Here is a 16,875-nt window from a genome sequence, read left to right on the forward strand (position 1 = left end):
CGCACCCGCCCTCGCGGTGGTCGTGATTCCCCACCCCCCCGCCCTCGGGCTGGGCTGCCCTCGCGCGGCCGGGCGGCGAGGTCAGGTGGCGCTGACCTGGCCGGTGGTGTTGTGCGGATCGATGACGTACTTGCGGGCGACACCGGAGTCGAATTCGGCGTACCCCTGCGGCGCCTGGTCCAGTCCGATGACGGTGGCGTTCACCGCGTCCCCGATCTTGACCTTGTCGTGCAGGATCGCGTTCATCAGACCGCGGTGGTACTTCATCACCGGGCACTGGCCGGTGGTGAACGAGAGCGACTTGGCCCAGCCCAGTCCGAGCCGGATGGACAGCGACCCGACCTTGGCGGCGTCGTCGACCGCGCCCGGGTCCCCGGTCACGTACAGGCCGGGGATGCCCAGCGCCCCGCCGGCCGCGGTGAGATCCATGATCGAGTTGAGCACGGTGGCGGGGGCCTCGTGGCTGGCGTCCTTACCGTGCCCGCGAGCCTCGAAACCGACGGCGTCGACGGCACAGTCGACCTCGGGGACGCCGAGGATCTGCTCGATCTGGTCCTTCGGATCGCCCTTGGACACGTCGACCGTCTCGCAGCCGATCGACCGGGCCTTGGCCAACCGTTCCTCGTTCAGATCGCCGACGATCACCACGGCCGCGCCGAGCAGTTGGGCCGAGACCGCCGCGGCCAGGCCCACCGGGCCGGCCCCGGCCACGTAGACCGTCGAACCGGTGGTGGTGCCCGCCGTGTAGGCGCCGTGGTAGCCGGTCGGGAAGATGTCCGAGAGCATGGTCAGGTCGAGGATCTTCTCCAGCGCCTGGTCGCGGTCCGGGAACTTGAGCAGGTTCCAGTCGGCGTAGGGCACCAGGACGTACTCGGCCTGCCCGCCGACCCAGCCGCCCATGTCGACGTAGCCGTAGGCCGAGCCCGGCCGGTCGGGATTGACGTTCAGGCAGATGCCGGTCTTGCCCTCCTTGCAGTTCTTGCAGCGGCCGCAGGCGATGTTGAACGGCACCGAACAGATGTCACCGACCTGGATGAACTCCACGCCGGGGCCGGTCTCGACCACCTCTCCGGTGATCTCGTGCCCGAGGACCAGGCCCTCCGGAGCCGTGGTGCGGCCGCGCACCATGTGCTGGTCGGAGCCACAGATGTTGGTGGTGACGACCTTGAGAATCGCTCCGTGCGGGACCTTGCGGCCCACGTTGAGCGGGTTGACGCCCGGCCCGTCGCGGAGTTCGAACGTCGGGTACTCGATGTCCTGGACGGCGACCTTCATCGGACCCTGATAGGTCACGGCGCGGTTGCTCGACATGCGTTCTCCTCTTCGTTGAGGTGGATGGCCGGCCGTGAGGTCACGGCCGGATCACGCTTGCCTCACCCACTCTATGGACGGCTCCGCCGCGCGCATCTGGCAAACGGATGGTCGTTGCGTGGGCATGATGTGTGGAACACGTAGCGGAGAGTGACGTAATGAGAACGGTTTTCATGGACGCGGTGGTCTACCGCGAGGTCGCCGCGCGTCCGCGGATCGAGCGCGTACCGGTGCCGGTGTGCCCCGCCGACGGCGCCCTGCTGCGGGTCGAGGCGACCGGGATCTGCCGATCCGACTGGCACGCCTGGCGCGGGCACGACCCGGTGGCGCTGCCGCACACCCCCGGTCACGAGTTCGCCGGCACCGTCGTCGAGGTCGGTTCCCAGGTCACCGGCGTCGCGGTCGGGACGCGGGTGACGGCCCCGTTCGTCAACGGCTGCGGCCGGTGTGCCTGGTGCGCGTCCGGGGACGCCGCCGTCTGCCCGGATCAGACGCAGCCGGGCTTCACCCATCCGGGCTCCTACGCGCAGTACGTGGTGGTGCGGGCGGCGGACTTCAACCTGGTCGCGCTGCCGGACGGGGTCGACATGATCACCGCCGCGGCCCTGGGCTGCCGGTTCGCCACCGCCTGGCGGGCGTTGACCGTGCACGGGGCGATCCGACCGGGCCGCGAGGTCGCCGTGTTCGGGTGCGGCGGGGTCGGGTTGTCCGCGGTGATGATCGCCGTCGCCCTCGGCGCCCGGGTGACGGCGGTCGACCTGTCCGCGGCCGCCCTGTCCCGAGCGGCCGAGTTGGGGGCGGCGGTGACGGTCCGATCGGCCGACCCGGTGGTGGCGGTGGTCGAGGCGACCGGCGGTGGCGCGCATGTCAGCGTCGACGCGCTCGGCGCCCCGGCCACGGCGGACGCCGCGGTGCGCAGCCTGCGCCGGCGCGGCACCCACGTGCAGGTCGGCCTGATGCTGGGCGAGGCCGCCCGGGCCCCCCTCCCCTGGGACCGGGTGATCGCCTGGGAGCTGACCGTGGTCGGCTCCCACGGGATGGCGGCGGTCGACTACCCGGCCATGCTCGACCTGGTCGCCGACGGCCGGTTGCGGCCCGGTGAGTTGATCGGATCGGTCGTCGACCTCGCGGGGGCGATCGACGCGCTGGTCGCCATGGACGGTCCCGGGGCGTCCGCCGGCATCGTGGTCGCCCGCCCCTGATCCGGTATCGCCCGGCTCCACGTCGACTCCTCTGCGCGCCGACTGCCGACGACCAGGGGAGACCGCAGATGACGACCGACCACCCGTCCGTCCGCCGAGCATCATCGCGACGGCGGAAGCTCGTGCTCGGCGCACTGGCCTTCTGCGCGGTCGTGGCCATTACCGCTGTGTTCTTCCCCGCCGATGCCGCCCGCTTGGTGGGCCGCACCGAGCCGGTGACGGCCACGGTCATCGACTCCTCCGGGAGCAGTCAGCCATCCCGCTCGTCCGGGTCGTCGACCAGCCGCAGCTGGTTCCAGCACTACACGGTGACCTGGGTGGACGACGAGGGAGTCGAGCACACCGGGGAGTCGACCCTGGTCTTCCGCGGCGGATCGGCCACGCCGTCACCGGCTCCGGGCGACACCGTCCCGGCCGCCTGGGTGCCCGGCACCGACCGGGTCACCGTGGCGACGGTCGGGCAATCGATCACCACGGTGTTCGGGCCGGCCACGACCGGCCTGATCGTGCTCGCCGTCGCCGGGCTGGCCACGCGGATGCGCCGGTGGACCACGATCGCGGTGCAGCGCGGGCGGGACCGGAGCTGAGGGCCTGGCCGCACCCGGGGAGTTCGCGCGGGTTTGCGACGGGAGCTCGCCGGTTTCGCGGACGAACAGCCCGCCGAATCCGATATATCCGGCGCCGGGGCGGGATGCTCGTCCGCGGAGATGCATCGGGCCGCGGTCGCGGCGGGGCGGGTGGGTCAGCCGGCCAGGGTCTGCGACGGCAGCTCGTGGAACGCCGAGCGATACACCTGGGAGAACCGCCCGAGGTGGAAGAAGCCCCACCGGGCGGCGACATCGGTGACCGAGGTGGAGGCGGGGTCGGCGCCCAGCAGGTCCCGCCGGGCCCGCTCGAGACGGGTCCGGCGCACGTGCTCGAGCGGGGTCATGGACAGGTCTCGCTGGAACGCCTCCTGCAACGAGCGGGCCGAGACCCCGGCCACCGCCGCGAGATCGGTCAGTCGCCAGGACCGCTCCGGCTCGGCCTCGACGGCGGCGACGACGGCCCGGACCGCGCGGGAGCCCACCGCGGCGCCGGCCGGCGCCGCGGTGGCGGTGTTGGGCTGGGCGGCCAGCAGGGCGGCGATCAGGCTCTGCTCCAGGTGGGTGGCGGCCAGGTCCGACCCGAGCAGGGCGCCGCCGGCCTCGATGTCGTCGATCGCCAGATGCACCAGCCGCAACCACGACCGCATGGCCGGCGCGCACAGGTCGACGATCGGGTCGAAGACCACCGGCGGGCGGTCGTCACCGCCGGCGAGTGCCTGGACGGCCTCCCGGCGGAGGTAGACCAGCAGTTGCTCGCAGCCGTCGCCCCAGGTCATGTCGACGATCTCGGTCGGCGAGCCGAGGGAGCCCCGGGTGGTGTCGGAGGCGACGATCCGGTCGCCGACCCGGACCCGGGCCCGGCCGGCGATCGGGATCTGCAGCAGATAGAAGTGGTGGAACCGGCCCGGGACGATCCGCACCTCGTCCCCGTACCGCAGGTAGTTCAGGGTGACGTCGCGCCCGATCGGGGCCGCGTTGTGGACCATGTCCAGCCGGCCGTCCCGCCTGGTCAACGCGAGCTGGTGGGTGCAGAAGCGCTGACCGATCGTCGCCCGCGCCTCGTCCAGCCGCGTCGTCGCGGCCTGGTGGTGGCGGGCCAGCAGCGTGGTGGTCATGGTGGGCTCCCGGGGTTGGCCGTGACTCTATGGTCCATGCCGATCGGTGCATGTCAACCCCGGAACGCTCGTCACTTCGATGAAACATCCCGGGACGAGGGCACGACGAGCCGCTCGGCGGGGATGACGGCGACGCCCATGATCTCGATCAGCGCCTCCGGTTGCCATAGTCCGGTGGTGCCGATCCCGGCCATTGCCGGGTAGACGGGTCCGGCCAGCTCGCGCCAGACCGCACCGATCTCCCGTCCGTGCGCCTGGTAGTCCGGGATGTCGGTCAGGAAGATCGTGATACTGACCAGGTCGGCGGGGATGCCGCCGGCTTCGCGCAACGTGGCCAGGACGTTCCCGAACGCCTGGCGGAACTGTTCGACGATCCCCCCGTCGACGATCCGCATCGTCGCATCGAGGGCGGTCTGGCCCCCCAGGTAGAGCGTGGTGCCGGCGAGCGTGCCGTGGGAGTAGCCGCTGGGCGCGGGCAGCGACGGCGGGTTGACGGGCACGGGTGGGGTCGACATGGCGGCTCCCGGGTCTCGGTGGGTGGGCGATGGCCCCGACACCGTAGCAACGGTATTGACATGTGGGCAACGATCGTGCGAGAAATGAAATACACCTTCGAAGGAGGACATCGTGCGACTGGCCACCGTGTCCGGTGCCGCCGGCACCACCGCCGCCCTGCTCGACGGGTCGGACTGGCGGGCGCTGCCCGCGCCCGACCTCTCCGCGCTCCTCGCCGGCACCCCCGCGGGACCCGACCTGGCCGCGCTCGCCCACCGCGCCGGCGACGTGGTCGCCGATGCGGTGCCCGTGCTGCCGTTGCCCCGCCCCGGCAAGGTCGTGTGCTGCGGCCTGAACTACGGCGACCACATCGACGAGACCGGGCGGGAACGCCCGCGGTACCCGACGCTGTTCGGCAAGTTCGCCGACACCCTGACCGGGCCGACCGACGATCTGCACCTGGATGCGGCGGCCGACTGGGACTGGGAGGCCGAGCTGGCCGTCGTCGTCGGGCGGCCGCTGCACCGGGCCGACCGGGCCACCGCCACGGCGGCCGTCGGCGGTTGGACCGTCGCCAACGACCTGTCCGCCCGCGACTGGCAGCGCCGCACCCTGCAGTGGATGCCGGGCAAGGTCTGGGACGCGACCACCCCGGTCGGGCCCGTCGTCGTCACGCGGGACGAGGTCGACCCCACCGCCGGGCTGGCCATCACCTGCCGGGTCAACGGCGAGACGGTGCAGCGGGACGACACCTCGACCCTGGTCTTCGACGCGGCCGATCTGCTGGCCTACATCTCGACCTTCACCGTGCTGCGGCCCGGCGACCTGGTCCTCACCGGCACGCCCGGGGGTGTCGGGATGGCCCGCACCCCGCCGCGCTTCCTGGCCGACGGTGACGTGCTGGAGACCGAGATCGACGGCATCGGCGTCCTGCGCAACACGGTCCGCATGTCCGGCGGGTCCTGAACCGCCCCGACCGACCAACCCATCCAGCCCGAGCCGCCGCACCCGCCCGTGAAGGAGCCCGCGATGCGATCCGAGACCCACCACCACGACCACCACGACCATGGCGACGGCCGGTTCCACAGTCACGGCCACGGTCACGTGCCGCACGCCCACACCCCGGGCGGCGACGGCGAGTACGACGAGGTCGGCGACAGCGGTCTGGTCGTCCCCGTCGTGACCCGCGGCGGGCAGGAGCCCGACACCACCAACCAGAGCGAGGGCGCCACCCGCATCTCCGGGGTCAGCCCGCAGCACACCCCGGCGACCAGGATCTGGTTCGGCAAGGTGCACAACCTGGCCGGTTACCGCTCGGTGCCGCACCACCACGGCGAGGCGGAGACGGGCGGTTTCGTGCTGTCGGGCAAGGCCCGGATCTACTTCGGCCGCCGGTTCGAGGACTACATCGACATGTCCGAGGGCGACTGGGTCTTCGTGCCGCCGCACATGCCGCACGTGGAGTGCAACCTCGACCGCAACAACCCGCTGACCTGGATGACCACCCGCACGCCGGACAACATCGTGGTCAACCTGCCCCAGGTGGACGACAGCGAGCTGCCCGGCTGGACGGACCGGCCGTGACCGCGACCAGCTCCACGACGACCGTGGCCACGTCGGCGCGCTTCACCGATGCCATCACGCTGACCGACTGCCCGGCCCAGGTTTTCGACGTCGCCTTCTCCGCGACGACCCAGCCGTGCCCCTGGCCCAAGGCCTACGGCGGGGACATGGTGGCCCAGGCGCTCGTCGCGGCGATGCGCACCGTCACCGACGGCAAGTCGCTGCACTCCACCCACTCCTACTTCCTGCGGCCCGTCGACATCGGCGCGCAGGTCCGCTACGAGGTCGAGATCCTGCGTGACGGGCGGGGGTACAGCACCCGCCAGGTCCGCGGCTTCCAGCACGGCAAGCCGGTCTACATCTGCCTGGCGAGCTTCGCAGCCGGAGAGCCGGGCGGCAGCTTCGCGTCGACCCCGCCGGCCGACCTGCCCGACCCGGATGGTGTGCCGTCCGCCGCACAGGTGCTGGCCGGCCGGTCCGGCGGCACGATGACCGACGAGTCGCGCGAATACTGGTCACATGGGCGCAGTTTCGACCTGCGGCACGTGCCCGGGCCGGTGTACCTGGATGTCGAGGGCGCGCAGGTGCCCCACCAGGCGATCTGGATGCGGCCGTTCGACGCACTGCGGCCGGTGCCCGGGCTGACCACCGCGCAGCGCGACACCGCCGCGCTGGCCTACGTCTGCGACTACACCATCCTGGAACCGGCCCTGCGCGTGCTCGACACCACCTGGGCGCAGCCGGGTCTGGTGACCGCGAGCCTGGACCACGCGGTCTGGTTCCACCGGCCGGTCGTCATGGGCGACTGGCTGCTCTACGCCCAGGAGGCATTGTCGGTCGAGTCCGGCCGCGGCAGCTGCCTGGGGCGCTTCTTCGACCGGGACGGGGCCCTGCTGGCCACCGTGGTCCAGGAAGGCCTCATCCGATCCGCAGTTCGCACCGCACAGCCAGCCGCATCAGCACAGACGGGAGAAGCATCGTGAAGGTCGCGATCGTGGGCGGCGGCCCGGGTGGCCTGTACCTCGCCGCCCTGCTCAAGCAGCTCGACGCCGGGCACGAGATCACGGTCTGGGAGCGCAACGCCCCGGACGACACGTTCGGGTTCGGCGTCGTCTTCTCCGACGAGACCCTCGGCAGCATCGAGGGTGCCGACCAGGTCGTGCACGACCGGATGGAGCGACGGTTCGCCCGCTGGACCGACATCGACGTCCAGATCGTCGATGCGAGCAGTCGGCATTCCTACAGCGTCGGCGGCCAGGGTTTCGCGGCGATGAGCCGCAAGGAGCTGCTGCAGATCCTGCAGGGGCGGGTCGCCGAACTCGGCGTGGACGTCCGGTACCGGACGACGGCCCCGGACCCCGACGAGCTCCGCCGGACGCACGATCTCGTCGTCGCCGCGGACGGGCTCAACTCGGCCGTCCGGACGACGTACGCCGACGCCTTCGGCCCGTCGCTGGACCGCCGCCCGAACAAATACATCTGGCTGGGCACCGACCTGGTCTTCGAGGCGTTCCAATTCGTGGTCAAACACACCCGGTGGGGCACCATGCAGATCCACGGCTACCCGTTCTCGGCCGCCGGGTCGACGTTCATCGTCGAGATGCACGAGGACGTCTGGCGCCGGGCCGGTTTCGACGCCACCGCAGACCAGCAGTTCCCGCCCGGGGTGTCCGACGAGTACGCCGTCGGCCGGATCAAGGAGATCTTCGCCGACGAACTGGCCGGACACGAGGTGCTCACCAACAACTCCAAGTGGCTCAACTTCCACACCGTCCGCAACCGGCACTGGCACGACGGCAATCTCGTGCTGCTGGGCGACGCGGCGCACACCGCGCACTTCTCCATCGGCTCGGGCACCAAGCTGGCCATGGAGGACGCCCTGGCGCTGGCCGCCTGCCTGCACGAGCACCCGACCGTCCCGGCGGCGCTGGCGGCCTACCAGACCGAGCGCAAGCCGGTGGTCGAGTCGACCCAGCGGGCCGCGCAGGCGTCGCTGGAGTGGTTCGAGCAGATCGGCATGTACGCCGATCAGGACCCGACCGAGTTCGTCTTCAACCTGCTGACCCGTTCGCGCCGCATCACCTTCGACAACCTGCGGGACCGGGACGGCGACTTCGCCGCGCGGGTGGAGAGCGCGTTCGCCCACCGGGCCGGGGGTGAGCCGGGGCCGGCGATGTTCCAGCCCACCAGGATCGGCGAGCTGGAACTGGTCAACCGGGTGATGCTCTCGCCGATGGACATGTACGTCGCGCAGGACGGCCTGCCGGGCGACTTCCACCTGGTGCACCTGGGCGGCAAGGCCATGGGCGGCGCCGGTCTGGTGATGACCGAGATGGTCTGCGTCTCGCCGCAGGCGCGGATCACCCCCGGCTGCCCGGGCCTGTGGACCGACGAGCAACGTGACGCCTGGGCCCGGGTCGCCGGTTTCGTGCACGAGAACTCCCGCGGCCGGATCGGTGTCCAGCTCGGACACTCCGGCCGCAAGGGCTCGACCAGGCTCATGTGGGAGGGCATCGACCGGCCGCTGGAGTCCGGCAACTGGGAGGTCGTCGGCCCCAGCCCCCTGCCCTACGGGCCGGGCTGCCACGTGCCGAGGGAGATCACCCGGGCCGAGATGGACTCGGTGGTGGCCGATTTCGTGGCGGCCGCGCGCCGGGCGGTGCAGGCCGGGTTCGACCTGGTCGAGGTGCACGCCGCGCACGGCTACCTGCTGTCGTCGTTCCTGTCCCCGGTGGCCAACCGGCGGACCGACGAGTACGGGGGGTCGCTGGCGAGCCGGCTGCGCTTCCCGCTCGAGGTCTTCGACGCGGTGCGGGCCGCCGTCCGGGCCGAGCCCGGCGGGGCGAGCATCCCGGTGACGGTGCGCATCTCGGCCCACGACTGGGTGCCCGACGGCAACACCGCGGACGACGCGGTGCAGATCGCCCGGGCCTTCGTGGAGCACGGCGCGGCCGCGATCGACGTGTCCTCCGGTCAGGTCACCAAGGACGAGCAGCCGGCGTTCGGTCGGTCCTACCAGACGCCGTTCGCGGATCGGATCCGGCAGGAGGTCGCCGCCCCGGCCGGGGTCACGGTCATCGCGGTCGGCGCGATCTCCTCCTTCGACGACGTCAACTCGATCCTGCTGGCCGGCCGGGCCGACATCTGCGCGCTCGGTCGCGCCCACCTGTACGACCCGTCGTGGACCCTGCACGCCGCCGCCCAGCAGGACTACGCCGGGCCGGGCGCGACGTGGCCGACGCCCTGGCGGGCCGGCCGGCGCAAGCCGCCCACGTCGCGGACCGACAAGGTCCCGCCGCGGCTGTCGCTGCTGCGCGACGGCGGTCCGCAGACCGAACACGTCCGCTGGCGACCGCGGGCGTCGGCCGTGACGGCCGCCTCGCCGGAGGCGGACCTGACCCCGGTGGCCGTCGGGTGAGGGCCGCGACCGGCGTCCACCGGACCCACGTGGGGTGGATCGACACCGACGCCGCCGGCATCCACCACCACACCTCGATCGCCCGCTGGACCGAGGCGGCGGAGGCCGACCTGATGCGCGGGGCGGGGCTCACCGGTTACTTCCCGGTGGCCCCGCGGGTGCGGTACGAGGCCGACTTCGTCGCCTCGCTCGGGCCGGGCGACGAGGTGACGGACACCATCGCGGTGGAGCGCCTGGGCCGCACCTCGCTGAGCCTGGCGTTCGAGGTCCGCGGCGGGCCGGCGGGCGAGCCGGCGGTGCTGGTGGCCCGCGGCCGCTACGTCACCGTGCACCTGGACGGGCCGGGCGGCCGGCCGGCCCCGTGGCCGGCGTCGTGGCGTGCCCGGCTGTCCCCGGACGGCGCCGGGTCGTGATGCTCGCGCCGGGCGGCATAATCCTGCGGGTGAGTCGACCGCCCGCCGAGCCGCCCGCCGGGGCGTCCGTCGAGCCGCCCGCCGAAGCGTCCGTCGAGCCGCCCGGGCCGGACGTGGCCGGCCGGCCGGGACCGGCCGAGGAGTCGCCCGAGGTGGCCGGCGGCGGCCCGCGCACCCTGGTGGTGAGCTTCCTGGGCGCGGTGGTGCGCCGGATGGGCAACTGGCTGCCGATCGGCGGCACCATCGATCTGCTCGGCGCCGTCGACCTGGACGGGCAGTCGGTGCGCACCGCGGTGTTCCGGCTCAAGAAGCGTGGCTGGCTCACCGCGGAGACCCGGGAATCGGTACGCGGCTACGCGCTCACCCCGCACGCGCTCGACGTGCTCGCCCAGGGCGACGAGATCATCTGGCACGCCCGGCAACCCGCGGCGCTGGACGACGGCTGGTGCATCGTCACCTTCTCGGTGCCCGAGTCCATGCGCAGCCGCCGGCAGCAGCTGCGATCCCACCTGACCGCCCTCGGCTTCGGCAACACGGGCACCGCGACATGGCTGGCGCCGGCCCGGATGCTGCCGGCGGCCGAACGGGCCATCGCCGAACTCGAGCTCACCGAGCACAGTGCGGTGTTCGTCGGCGCCCACATGGCCGGACAGGACCTGCGCGACCTGCTCGCCCAGAGCTGGGACCTGGACGGGATCGACGGTCGCTACCGCGATTTCGTGGCCACCTTCGACCCCGTCCGGCGATCCCTGGCCGGGTCGGCCGCGATCACTCCCGGGTACGCGTTCGCCACCTACCTGCATGTCGTCGATGCCTGGCGGCGGCTGCCCTTCCGCGACCCCGGACTGCCTCGGGATCTGTTGCCCGGCGATTGGTCCGGCCCGCGGGCCACCGCGCTCTTCGAGCTTCTGGTGGCCACCCTCGAGGGTCGAGCCCTGGCCTACGCCGTGCAGCACTGGCCGGGATCGTGAACGGCGATCCCGGATGCCGGCCGACGCCGGTCAGCCGACGTCGGAGGCGGCCGCGTCGATGGCCCGGGCCAGCTCGGCCGGCCGGCTCCACATCGGCCAATGCCCGGTGGGCAGATCGACGAACTCCACCTCCCGGAGTGTGGTGACGGGGGCGAACATCGGGTGCCCGGCCCGGGCCAGTTCCAGCAGCTGCGCACTCGGCAGCGAGCAGCAGACCAGGGTGGTCGGTACCCGGTGGCGCGCCTCGTTCGTCAGCTCGACGGCCTGACGCAGCACGGCGCCCGGTTCGGGCACGGCCCGGGTTCGGAACCGCTCGAGGTCGGCGGGGCTGATGCCGTCGAGCCTGGCCTGCCGGGCCAGCACGTCGAACGGCGGGAGGGGCAGCTCGGCCACGCCCTCGGGCAGGTCGGGTGCGAAGACGGTCCCCGTTGCGAGCGGCCCGGAGTCGACCCAGACGACCCGGCTGACCAGCTCGGGATGCCGGTCGAGCACGAGGCTGACGGGGCCGTTGGCTCCGCTGTGGGCGACGAGAACGACCGGGTCGGTCGAGTCGCCGGCCACATCGAGGATCGCGCCGACCTGGTCGTCGAGCGTCCTTGTCGCGCGCTCGGGGTCGGTCGGATCGAGGCCCGGCAGGGTCATCGCGACGACCCGGCGATCGGCGGCGCGGAGCTGGGTGCACACCTCGGCCCAGGCCCAGGCGCCGAGCCAGTGGCCGGCGATGAGGACGATGGTCGGCGGCCGCGTCGTCGTGTTCGTCATGGTGCTCATGCTGCGACTCTGCCCGCCCAGGTGGACAGGTGTGTGTCACCATCTCTGTCACCAATCCGGGTGAGGGAGGGACAGTGAAGCGGACCGAACGGCTGCACGCCCTGTCCGAGACGCTGCGCCGCAGCGGCACCCGCGGATGCTCGGCCGAGCGCCTGGCCCGCGAGTTCGAGGTGTCGGTCCGGACGATCAAGCGCGATCTGCAGGCGCTGGAGAACAGCGGTGCCCCGATCTGGTCCCGGCCGGGCCCGGGCGGTGGGTACGGGCTGGCCGCGCGCGCGTCGCTGCCGCCGGTGACCCTGTCCCCGGCGCAGGCGGTGGCCCTGATGGCCGCCGTGTCCGCCGCCCCCGACGCGCCGTACGCCGACCTGGCCGCGGCTGCCGTCCGCAAGATCCTCGACGTCCTCGATCCCGGAACCCGTTCCCTCGCCGACGATCTGGCCGGCCGGGTGTGGGTGAGTGCGCCGCCCGCCGCGTCCCGGGCGATCCGCTCGGCCCTGGAGCAGGCCATGCTCGAGCAGCGGGCCGTGCGTCTGCACTACGTCTCGGGGGACGGCGCCACCACCACCCGCGATGTCGAGCCGGTGCTGTTCGCCGCCACCAACGGCCAGTGGTACCTCATCGGGTGGTGCCGGCTGCGGGACGCGATGCGGTGGTTCACCGTCTCCCGCATCGCGCGGGCGAGCGTCACCGCCCTGCCGTGCAGCGGCCACACGGTGGACGAGGTCGGGGAGCCTCCGGCGTCTGCGCGGCCCGTCCACGGCCGGCCCGTTCGGCCCCGCCCGTCCGGGCCCACCGCTGTCCGTCGCGCTCCGCGGACGTCGGCCGCGCCGCACGGATAGTCCCTGACCTGCGGCGAGACCTAGCGTTCCCAGCCACCACCCGCGAGTTCGGTCGCGGTGGATGTGGAACGGAGGCCCAGCATGCCCGACCTGTCCGGTCGCACCGCCATCGTCACCGGCGGGGCCACCCTGCTCGCGCACGGCGTCGTCGGCGCATTGGCCCGGGCCGGTGCCCGCGTGGTCGTCGCCGACATCGACGACGTCGGCGGCAAGACGGCCGAGACGCTCGGCCCGGACGTCGCGTTCGTCCGCACCGACATCACCGACGACGCCGCGCTGGCCGCGCTCGTGGCCACCGCGGTCGACCGCTTCGGCGGCATCGACATCGTGGTCAATCTCGCGGCCACCTACCTGGACGACGGGTTCGGCACCAGCCGGCAGGACTGGCTGACCGCGCTGGACGTCAACCTGGTCAGTGCCGTCGAGACCGTCCGGCACGCCCACCCGCACCTGACGGCCAGCGGGCACGGGGCGATCGTCAACGTCACCTCCATCTCCAGCAAGGTCGCGCAGACCGGTCGCTGGGTCTACCCGGCGTCCAAGGCGGCGATCGTCCAGCTGACCCGTTCCATGGCCCTGGATTTCGCGGCCGACGGCATCCGGGTCAACTCGGTCAGCCCCGGCTGGACCTGGTCGAAGATCATGGACGACCTCTCCGGTGGCGACCGCGCCAGGACCGATCGGGTCGCCGCGCCGTTCCACCTCACCGGCCGCGTCGGGGACGGCTCCGAGATCGGGGCGGTCGTCGCCTTCCTCGTCTCCGACGAGGCCTCGGTCGTCACCGGCGCCGACTGGGCCGCCGACGGCGGCTACTCCGCCATCGGTCCCGAGCGGACCGTGCCCGCCATCCCGCAGTTGAGCGCGTGAGAGAGGTTCTGCCGTGAAGATCGCCATCGTGGGGGCCGGCTTCGCCGGTCTGTCCTCCGCCAAGGTCCTGCGCGAACTCGGCCACGACATCGTGGTGTACGAGAAGGCGCCGGACGTGGGCGGCGTGTGGAGCGCCACCCGCCGGTACCCCGGTCTGAAGACCCAGAACGACAAGGGCACCTACTCGCTGTCCGACCTGGCGATGCCCGCCGACTACCCGGAATGGCCCTCCGGCGAGCAGGTGCAGGCCTACCTGGAGCGGTACGCCGACACGTTCGGCCTGCGACCCCTGCTGCGGCTGGGTACCGAGGTCACCCACGCCGCCCCGGCCCCGGGCGGCGGCTGGGACGTCACCACGGCCGGCGGCACCGAGCACGCCGACCACCTCGTGCTGGCCAGCGGCATCTTCTCCCGGCCGTTCATCCCGCCGATCCCGAATGCGGACGTGTTTGCCAAGCTCGGCGGCCGGATCATCGCCGCCAGCGACTGGCACGATCGGGACCTGGTGCGCGACAAGAACGTCATCGTGCTCGGCTACGGCAAGTCGGCCTGTGACATCACCGTCGAGATCAGCCAGGTCGCCGCCTCCACGACGGTGGTCGCCCGCGAGTTGCTGTGGAAGATGCCGCGCAAGATCAAGGGCGTCGTCAACTACAAGTACCTGATGCTCACCCGGCTCGGCGAGGGACTGTTCCGCTACCGCTCGGTGTCCGGCCCGGAGAAGGTGCTGCACGCCCGCAACTCGATGCTGGCCAACCAGATGCTCGGCAGCGTCGAGAAGGTCACCACCGGCCAGCTGGGCCTGCGCTCGGTCGGCCTGGTGCCCGACGGGCGCTTCGCCGACATCGCCCGCTCCACCGTGTCACTGGTCAGCGAGGGCTTCTTCGAGGGCGTCGCCGACGGGTCGATCGCGGTCCGCCGGGACGACGTGGTCAGCCAGTTCGTCGAGCGGGACGGCCGGGCCTACGCCGAGCTGGCCTCCGGGGAGCAGCTGCCGGCCGACGTCGTCATCGCGGCCACCGGCTGGACCCAGGACATCCCCTTCCTGGACGATGAGGTGATGGACCGGCTCACCGACGACAACGGCGACTTCCTCCTGTACCGGCAGATCCACCCGGTCGACGTGCCCGATCTGAGCTTCGCCGGCTACAACTCCTCGTTCTTCTCCCCGCTGTCGGCCGAGGTCTCCGCCATCTGGATCGGCTCGATGCTCGGCGGCAACCACACCCTGCCCGACCGGGACGAGATGCGCCGGCGCGTCGGCGAGCGGCTGGCCTGGATGCGCGAGCGGACCCGCGGAAAGCACGCCCGGGGAACGAATGTCATCCCGTTCTCGGTGCACAACATCGACGAGGTGCTGTCCGACGTCGGCATCAACGTCGGTCCGCTGACCCGGGCGAAGCAGTGGCTTCTGCCGATCCGGCCGCAGAACTACCGGCACATCACCCCGGCGCTGGCGCAGCGGTTGCGCCGGCGGCCGGCGCCGGCCGCGCGGCCGGTGGTCGCGCAGGCATGAGCCCGACCTACGACGCCGTCGTCATCGGGGCGGGCATCAACGGCCTGGTCGCCGCGGCCGAGCTGGCCGGCGCCGGGTGGCGGGTCGCGATCGTGGACGAGCGGGACCGGATCGGCGGCTTCATCGATTCCGGCGAGCTGACCGTACCGGGGTACGTGCACGACACGTTCTCGTCCTGGCACCCGCTGTTCGTCGGCGGGGCCGGGTACGCGGCCCTCGGGCCGGACCTGGGCCGGCTCGGCCTGGTCTACCGCAATGCCGACGGACCGGTGACGGCGTCGGTCTCGGACCGCGGCGCGGTCGTGGCCGACCGGGACCCGGGTGTCACGGCCGCCCGGTTCGAGCACCCGGCGGACGCGCAGGCCTATGCCGAGATGCTCGCCGGGTTCGAGCGCTGGGCGCCGCACGTCTTCGGCGCGCTGGGTTCGGAGCTGACGCCGGTCGACAGTGCCCGCCTGGGTGTCGGGGCGCTGCGCGGTCTGGGCCGCGCCGGTCTGGGCGAGCTCGCCCGGGTGGCCACCCAGTCCGGCCGCGGGCTGGTCCGGGAGCGGTTCGCCGGCTGGGAGGTCGACCAGCTCTGGTCGCCGTGGCTGCTGCACGCCGGCCTCGCTCCCGACCAGGCCACCGGTGGACTGATGCTGCCGGTGATGGCGTTCACCATGCACGCGATCGGTCTTCCGATCGTGCAGGGCGGCGCGGCGAACTTCACCGCGGCCTTCTCGGCGCTGCTGGCCGAGCGGGGCGTCGAGACCTACCTGGGCAACCTGGCCGACCGGATCGAGGTCCGTGACGGGCGCGCGGTGGCGGTCCACGCCGGCGGTCGCCGGCTGGCCGCGACCCGGGCCGTGCTGGCGTCCACCTCGACCGCCCGGCTGTACGAGACCTTGCTGGCCCCGGATGATGTCGACGACCACGGCCGGCAGGCCGTCGCCCGGCACCGGCCCGGCCGGGCCGCCACCCAGATCCACCTGGCCCTGGACCGGCCCCTGCAGTGGACCGACCGCCGGCTCGACGCCGTGCCGCTCGTGCACGTCAGCGACGGGGCGGGCAGCACAGGCATCGCCTGCGCCCAGGCCGAGGCCGGCCTGCTGCCGTCGACGCCGACCGTCGTCGTCGGCCAGCAGACCGTGCTCGACCCGAGCCGGGCTCCGGACGGGGCAGCCACCCTGTGGCTCCAGCTCCAGGAGGTGCCGTGGGCGCCGGTCGGCGACGCCGCCGGCGAGCTCGACGTCAGCGGCGGCTGGACGGAGCAGCTGGCCGACGCCTACGCCGACCGGGTGCTGGACCGGGTGGCCGCCTTCGCGCCCGGGCTCCGCGAGCGGGTCGTCGCCCGGCACGTCATCTCGCCGACCGGGCTGCAGGCGGCCAACGCGAACGCGGTGCACGGCGACCCCTACGGCGGGGCGGCCGAGCTGGACCAATCGCTGCTGTGGCGGCCCGGAACCGCCACCGGTCACCGCACCGGAGTCGGCAAGCTCTGGCACATCGGTGCTTTCACCCACCCCGGACCCGGTCTGGGGGGTGGCTCCGGGCACCTGGCCGCGCGGGCGCTGCTGCGCCCGCCCGGGCCGCGGCGGGCCGCCGACCGGGTCCGCCGGCTCGCGGGCCGCGACCGATCCGGCCCGCATTCCGGCTGACCGGCGCGCGATCGGGATAGAGCGCGGCCAACGTCCGGCTTACCTTTCCCTTCATCTCCCTTCATCTCCCTTCATCTCCCTTCATCTCCCTCGTCTCCCACCCCCCGCCTCCGCCCTCCCCCCCCGCCACACCCCCCCCCCCCCCCCCCCCCCCCCCCCCCCGCCCCCCC

General features: G+C 72.8%; 16 protein-coding genes. 12 read left to right on the top strand and 4 right to left on the bottom strand.

Annotated elements, in window-relative coordinates:
* Nucleotides 1–81: 81 nt before the first annotated feature.
* Nucleotides 82–1,311, bottom strand: coding sequence for a formaldehyde dehydrogenase, glutathione-independent (gene fdhA, locus ACOJUF_RS09260; RefSeq protein WP_420121570.1), 1,230 nt, complete (start codon nucleotides 1,309–1,311; stop codon nucleotides 82–84).
* A gap of 173 nt (nucleotides 1,312–1,484) precedes the next feature.
* On the opposite strand from fdhA, the gene ACOJUF_RS09265 reads away from it, so the two are divergent.
* A complete protein-coding gene (locus ACOJUF_RS09265; RefSeq protein WP_420121583.1) occupies nucleotides 1,485–2,513 on the top strand; it encodes a zinc-dependent alcohol dehydrogenase family protein in 1,029 nt (342 codons plus the stop codon).
* A 68-nt stretch (nucleotides 2,514–2,581) separates the two neighbouring features.
* Complete coding sequence (locus ACOJUF_RS09270) at nucleotides 2,582–3,100, top strand: hypothetical protein (RefSeq protein WP_420121571.1); 519 nt, start codon at nucleotides 2,582–2,584, stop codon at nucleotides 3,098–3,100.
* 155 nt (nucleotides 3,101–3,255) lie between these two features.
* Here ACOJUF_RS09270 and ACOJUF_RS09275 read toward each other — a convergent pair whose 3' ends face one another.
* Both ACOJUF_RS09275 and ACOJUF_RS09280 read right to left on the bottom strand, forming a co-directional pair.
* On the bottom strand, nucleotides 3,256–4,215 hold the full coding sequence (locus tag ACOJUF_RS09275) for an AraC family transcriptional regulator (RefSeq protein WP_420121572.1): 960 nt from the start codon (nucleotides 4,213–4,215) through the stop codon (nucleotides 3,256–3,258).
* A gap of 71 nt (nucleotides 4,216–4,286) precedes the next feature.
* Entirely contained in the window at nucleotides 4,287–4,730 is a 444-nt protein-coding gene (locus tag ACOJUF_RS09280; protein ID WP_420121573.1) for a RidA family protein, read from the bottom strand.
* A 112-nt stretch (nucleotides 4,731–4,842) separates the two neighbouring features.
* Between ACOJUF_RS09280 and ACOJUF_RS09285 the strand changes: the two genes are divergently transcribed.
* The 6 genes from ACOJUF_RS09285 (at nucleotide 4,843) to ACOJUF_RS09310 (ending at nucleotide 11,075) form a co-directional block, all read left to right on the top strand.
* A complete protein-coding gene (locus ACOJUF_RS09285) occupies nucleotides 4,843–5,676 on the top strand; it encodes a fumarylacetoacetate hydrolase family protein (RefSeq protein WP_420121574.1) in 834 nt (277 codons plus the stop codon).
* Between the two features lie 138 nt (nucleotides 5,677–5,814).
* Nucleotides 5,815–6,294, top strand: coding sequence for a cupin domain-containing protein (locus ACOJUF_RS09290; RefSeq protein ID WP_420121584.1), 480 nt, complete (start codon nucleotides 5,815–5,817; stop codon nucleotides 6,292–6,294).
* Nucleotides 6,291–7,256, top strand: a complete 966-nt coding sequence (locus tag ACOJUF_RS09295; protein ID WP_420121575.1) for an acyl-CoA thioesterase — start codon at nucleotides 6,291–6,293, stop codon at nucleotides 7,254–7,256. Before ACOJUF_RS09290 ends, ACOJUF_RS09295 begins: the two co-directional genes overlap by 4 nt.
* On the top strand, nucleotides 7,253–9,691 hold the full coding sequence (locus ACOJUF_RS09300; protein ID WP_420121576.1) for a bifunctional salicylyl-CoA 5-hydroxylase/oxidoreductase: 2,439 nt from the start codon (nucleotides 7,253–7,255) through the stop codon (nucleotides 9,689–9,691). The genes ACOJUF_RS09295 and ACOJUF_RS09300 overlap by 4 nt, the downstream gene beginning before the upstream one ends.
* Nucleotides 9,688–10,104, top strand: coding sequence for an acyl-CoA thioesterase (locus tag ACOJUF_RS09305; RefSeq protein WP_420121577.1), 417 nt, complete (start codon nucleotides 9,688–9,690; stop codon nucleotides 10,102–10,104). The genes ACOJUF_RS09300 and ACOJUF_RS09305 overlap by 4 nt, the downstream gene beginning before the upstream one ends.
* A 29-nt stretch (nucleotides 10,105–10,133) precedes the next feature.
* The gene (locus ACOJUF_RS09310) at nucleotides 10,134–11,075 is read left to right on the top strand and encodes a PaaX family transcriptional regulator C-terminal domain-containing protein (protein WP_420121578.1); all 942 of its coding nucleotides are present in this window, start codon (nucleotides 10,134–10,136) and stop codon (nucleotides 11,073–11,075) included.
* A gap of 30 nt (nucleotides 11,076–11,105) precedes the next feature.
* On the opposite strand, the gene ACOJUF_RS09315 is transcribed toward ACOJUF_RS09310, so the two are convergent.
* A complete protein-coding gene (locus tag ACOJUF_RS09315) occupies nucleotides 11,106–11,837 on the bottom strand; it encodes an alpha/beta fold hydrolase (RefSeq protein WP_420121585.1) in 732 nt (243 codons plus the stop codon).
* 83 nt (nucleotides 11,838–11,920) lie between these two features.
* Between ACOJUF_RS09315 and ACOJUF_RS09320 the strand changes: the two genes are divergently transcribed.
* The 4 genes from ACOJUF_RS09320 (at nucleotide 11,921) to ACOJUF_RS09335 (ending at nucleotide 16,705) form a co-directional block, all read left to right on the top strand.
* The gene (locus ACOJUF_RS09320; protein ID WP_420121579.1) at nucleotides 11,921–12,685 is read left to right on the top strand and encodes a helix-turn-helix transcriptional regulator; all 765 of its coding nucleotides are present in this window, start codon (nucleotides 11,921–11,923) and stop codon (nucleotides 12,683–12,685) included.
* A gap of 81 nt (nucleotides 12,686–12,766) precedes the next feature.
* On the top strand, nucleotides 12,767–13,552 hold the full coding sequence (locus ACOJUF_RS09325) for an SDR family oxidoreductase (protein ID WP_420121580.1): 786 nt from the start codon (nucleotides 12,767–12,769) through the stop codon (nucleotides 13,550–13,552).
* Nucleotides 13,553–13,565: 13 nt separating this feature from the next.
* The gene (locus ACOJUF_RS09330) at nucleotides 13,566–15,068 is read left to right on the top strand and encodes a flavin-containing monooxygenase (RefSeq protein ID WP_420121581.1); all 1,503 of its coding nucleotides are present in this window, start codon (nucleotides 13,566–13,568) and stop codon (nucleotides 15,066–15,068) included.
* Complete coding sequence (locus ACOJUF_RS09335) at nucleotides 15,065–16,705, top strand: phytoene desaturase family protein (RefSeq protein WP_420121582.1); 1,641 nt, start codon at nucleotides 15,065–15,067, stop codon at nucleotides 16,703–16,705. Before ACOJUF_RS09330 ends, ACOJUF_RS09335 begins: the two co-directional genes overlap by 4 nt.
* Nucleotides 16,706–16,875: the final 170 nt, after the last annotated feature.

Origin of the sequence: Nakamurella sp., from assembly GCF_048594475.1 — a bacterium.
Classification (GTDB): Bacteria; Actinomycetota; Actinomycetes; order Mycobacteriales; family Nakamurellaceae; genus Nakamurella.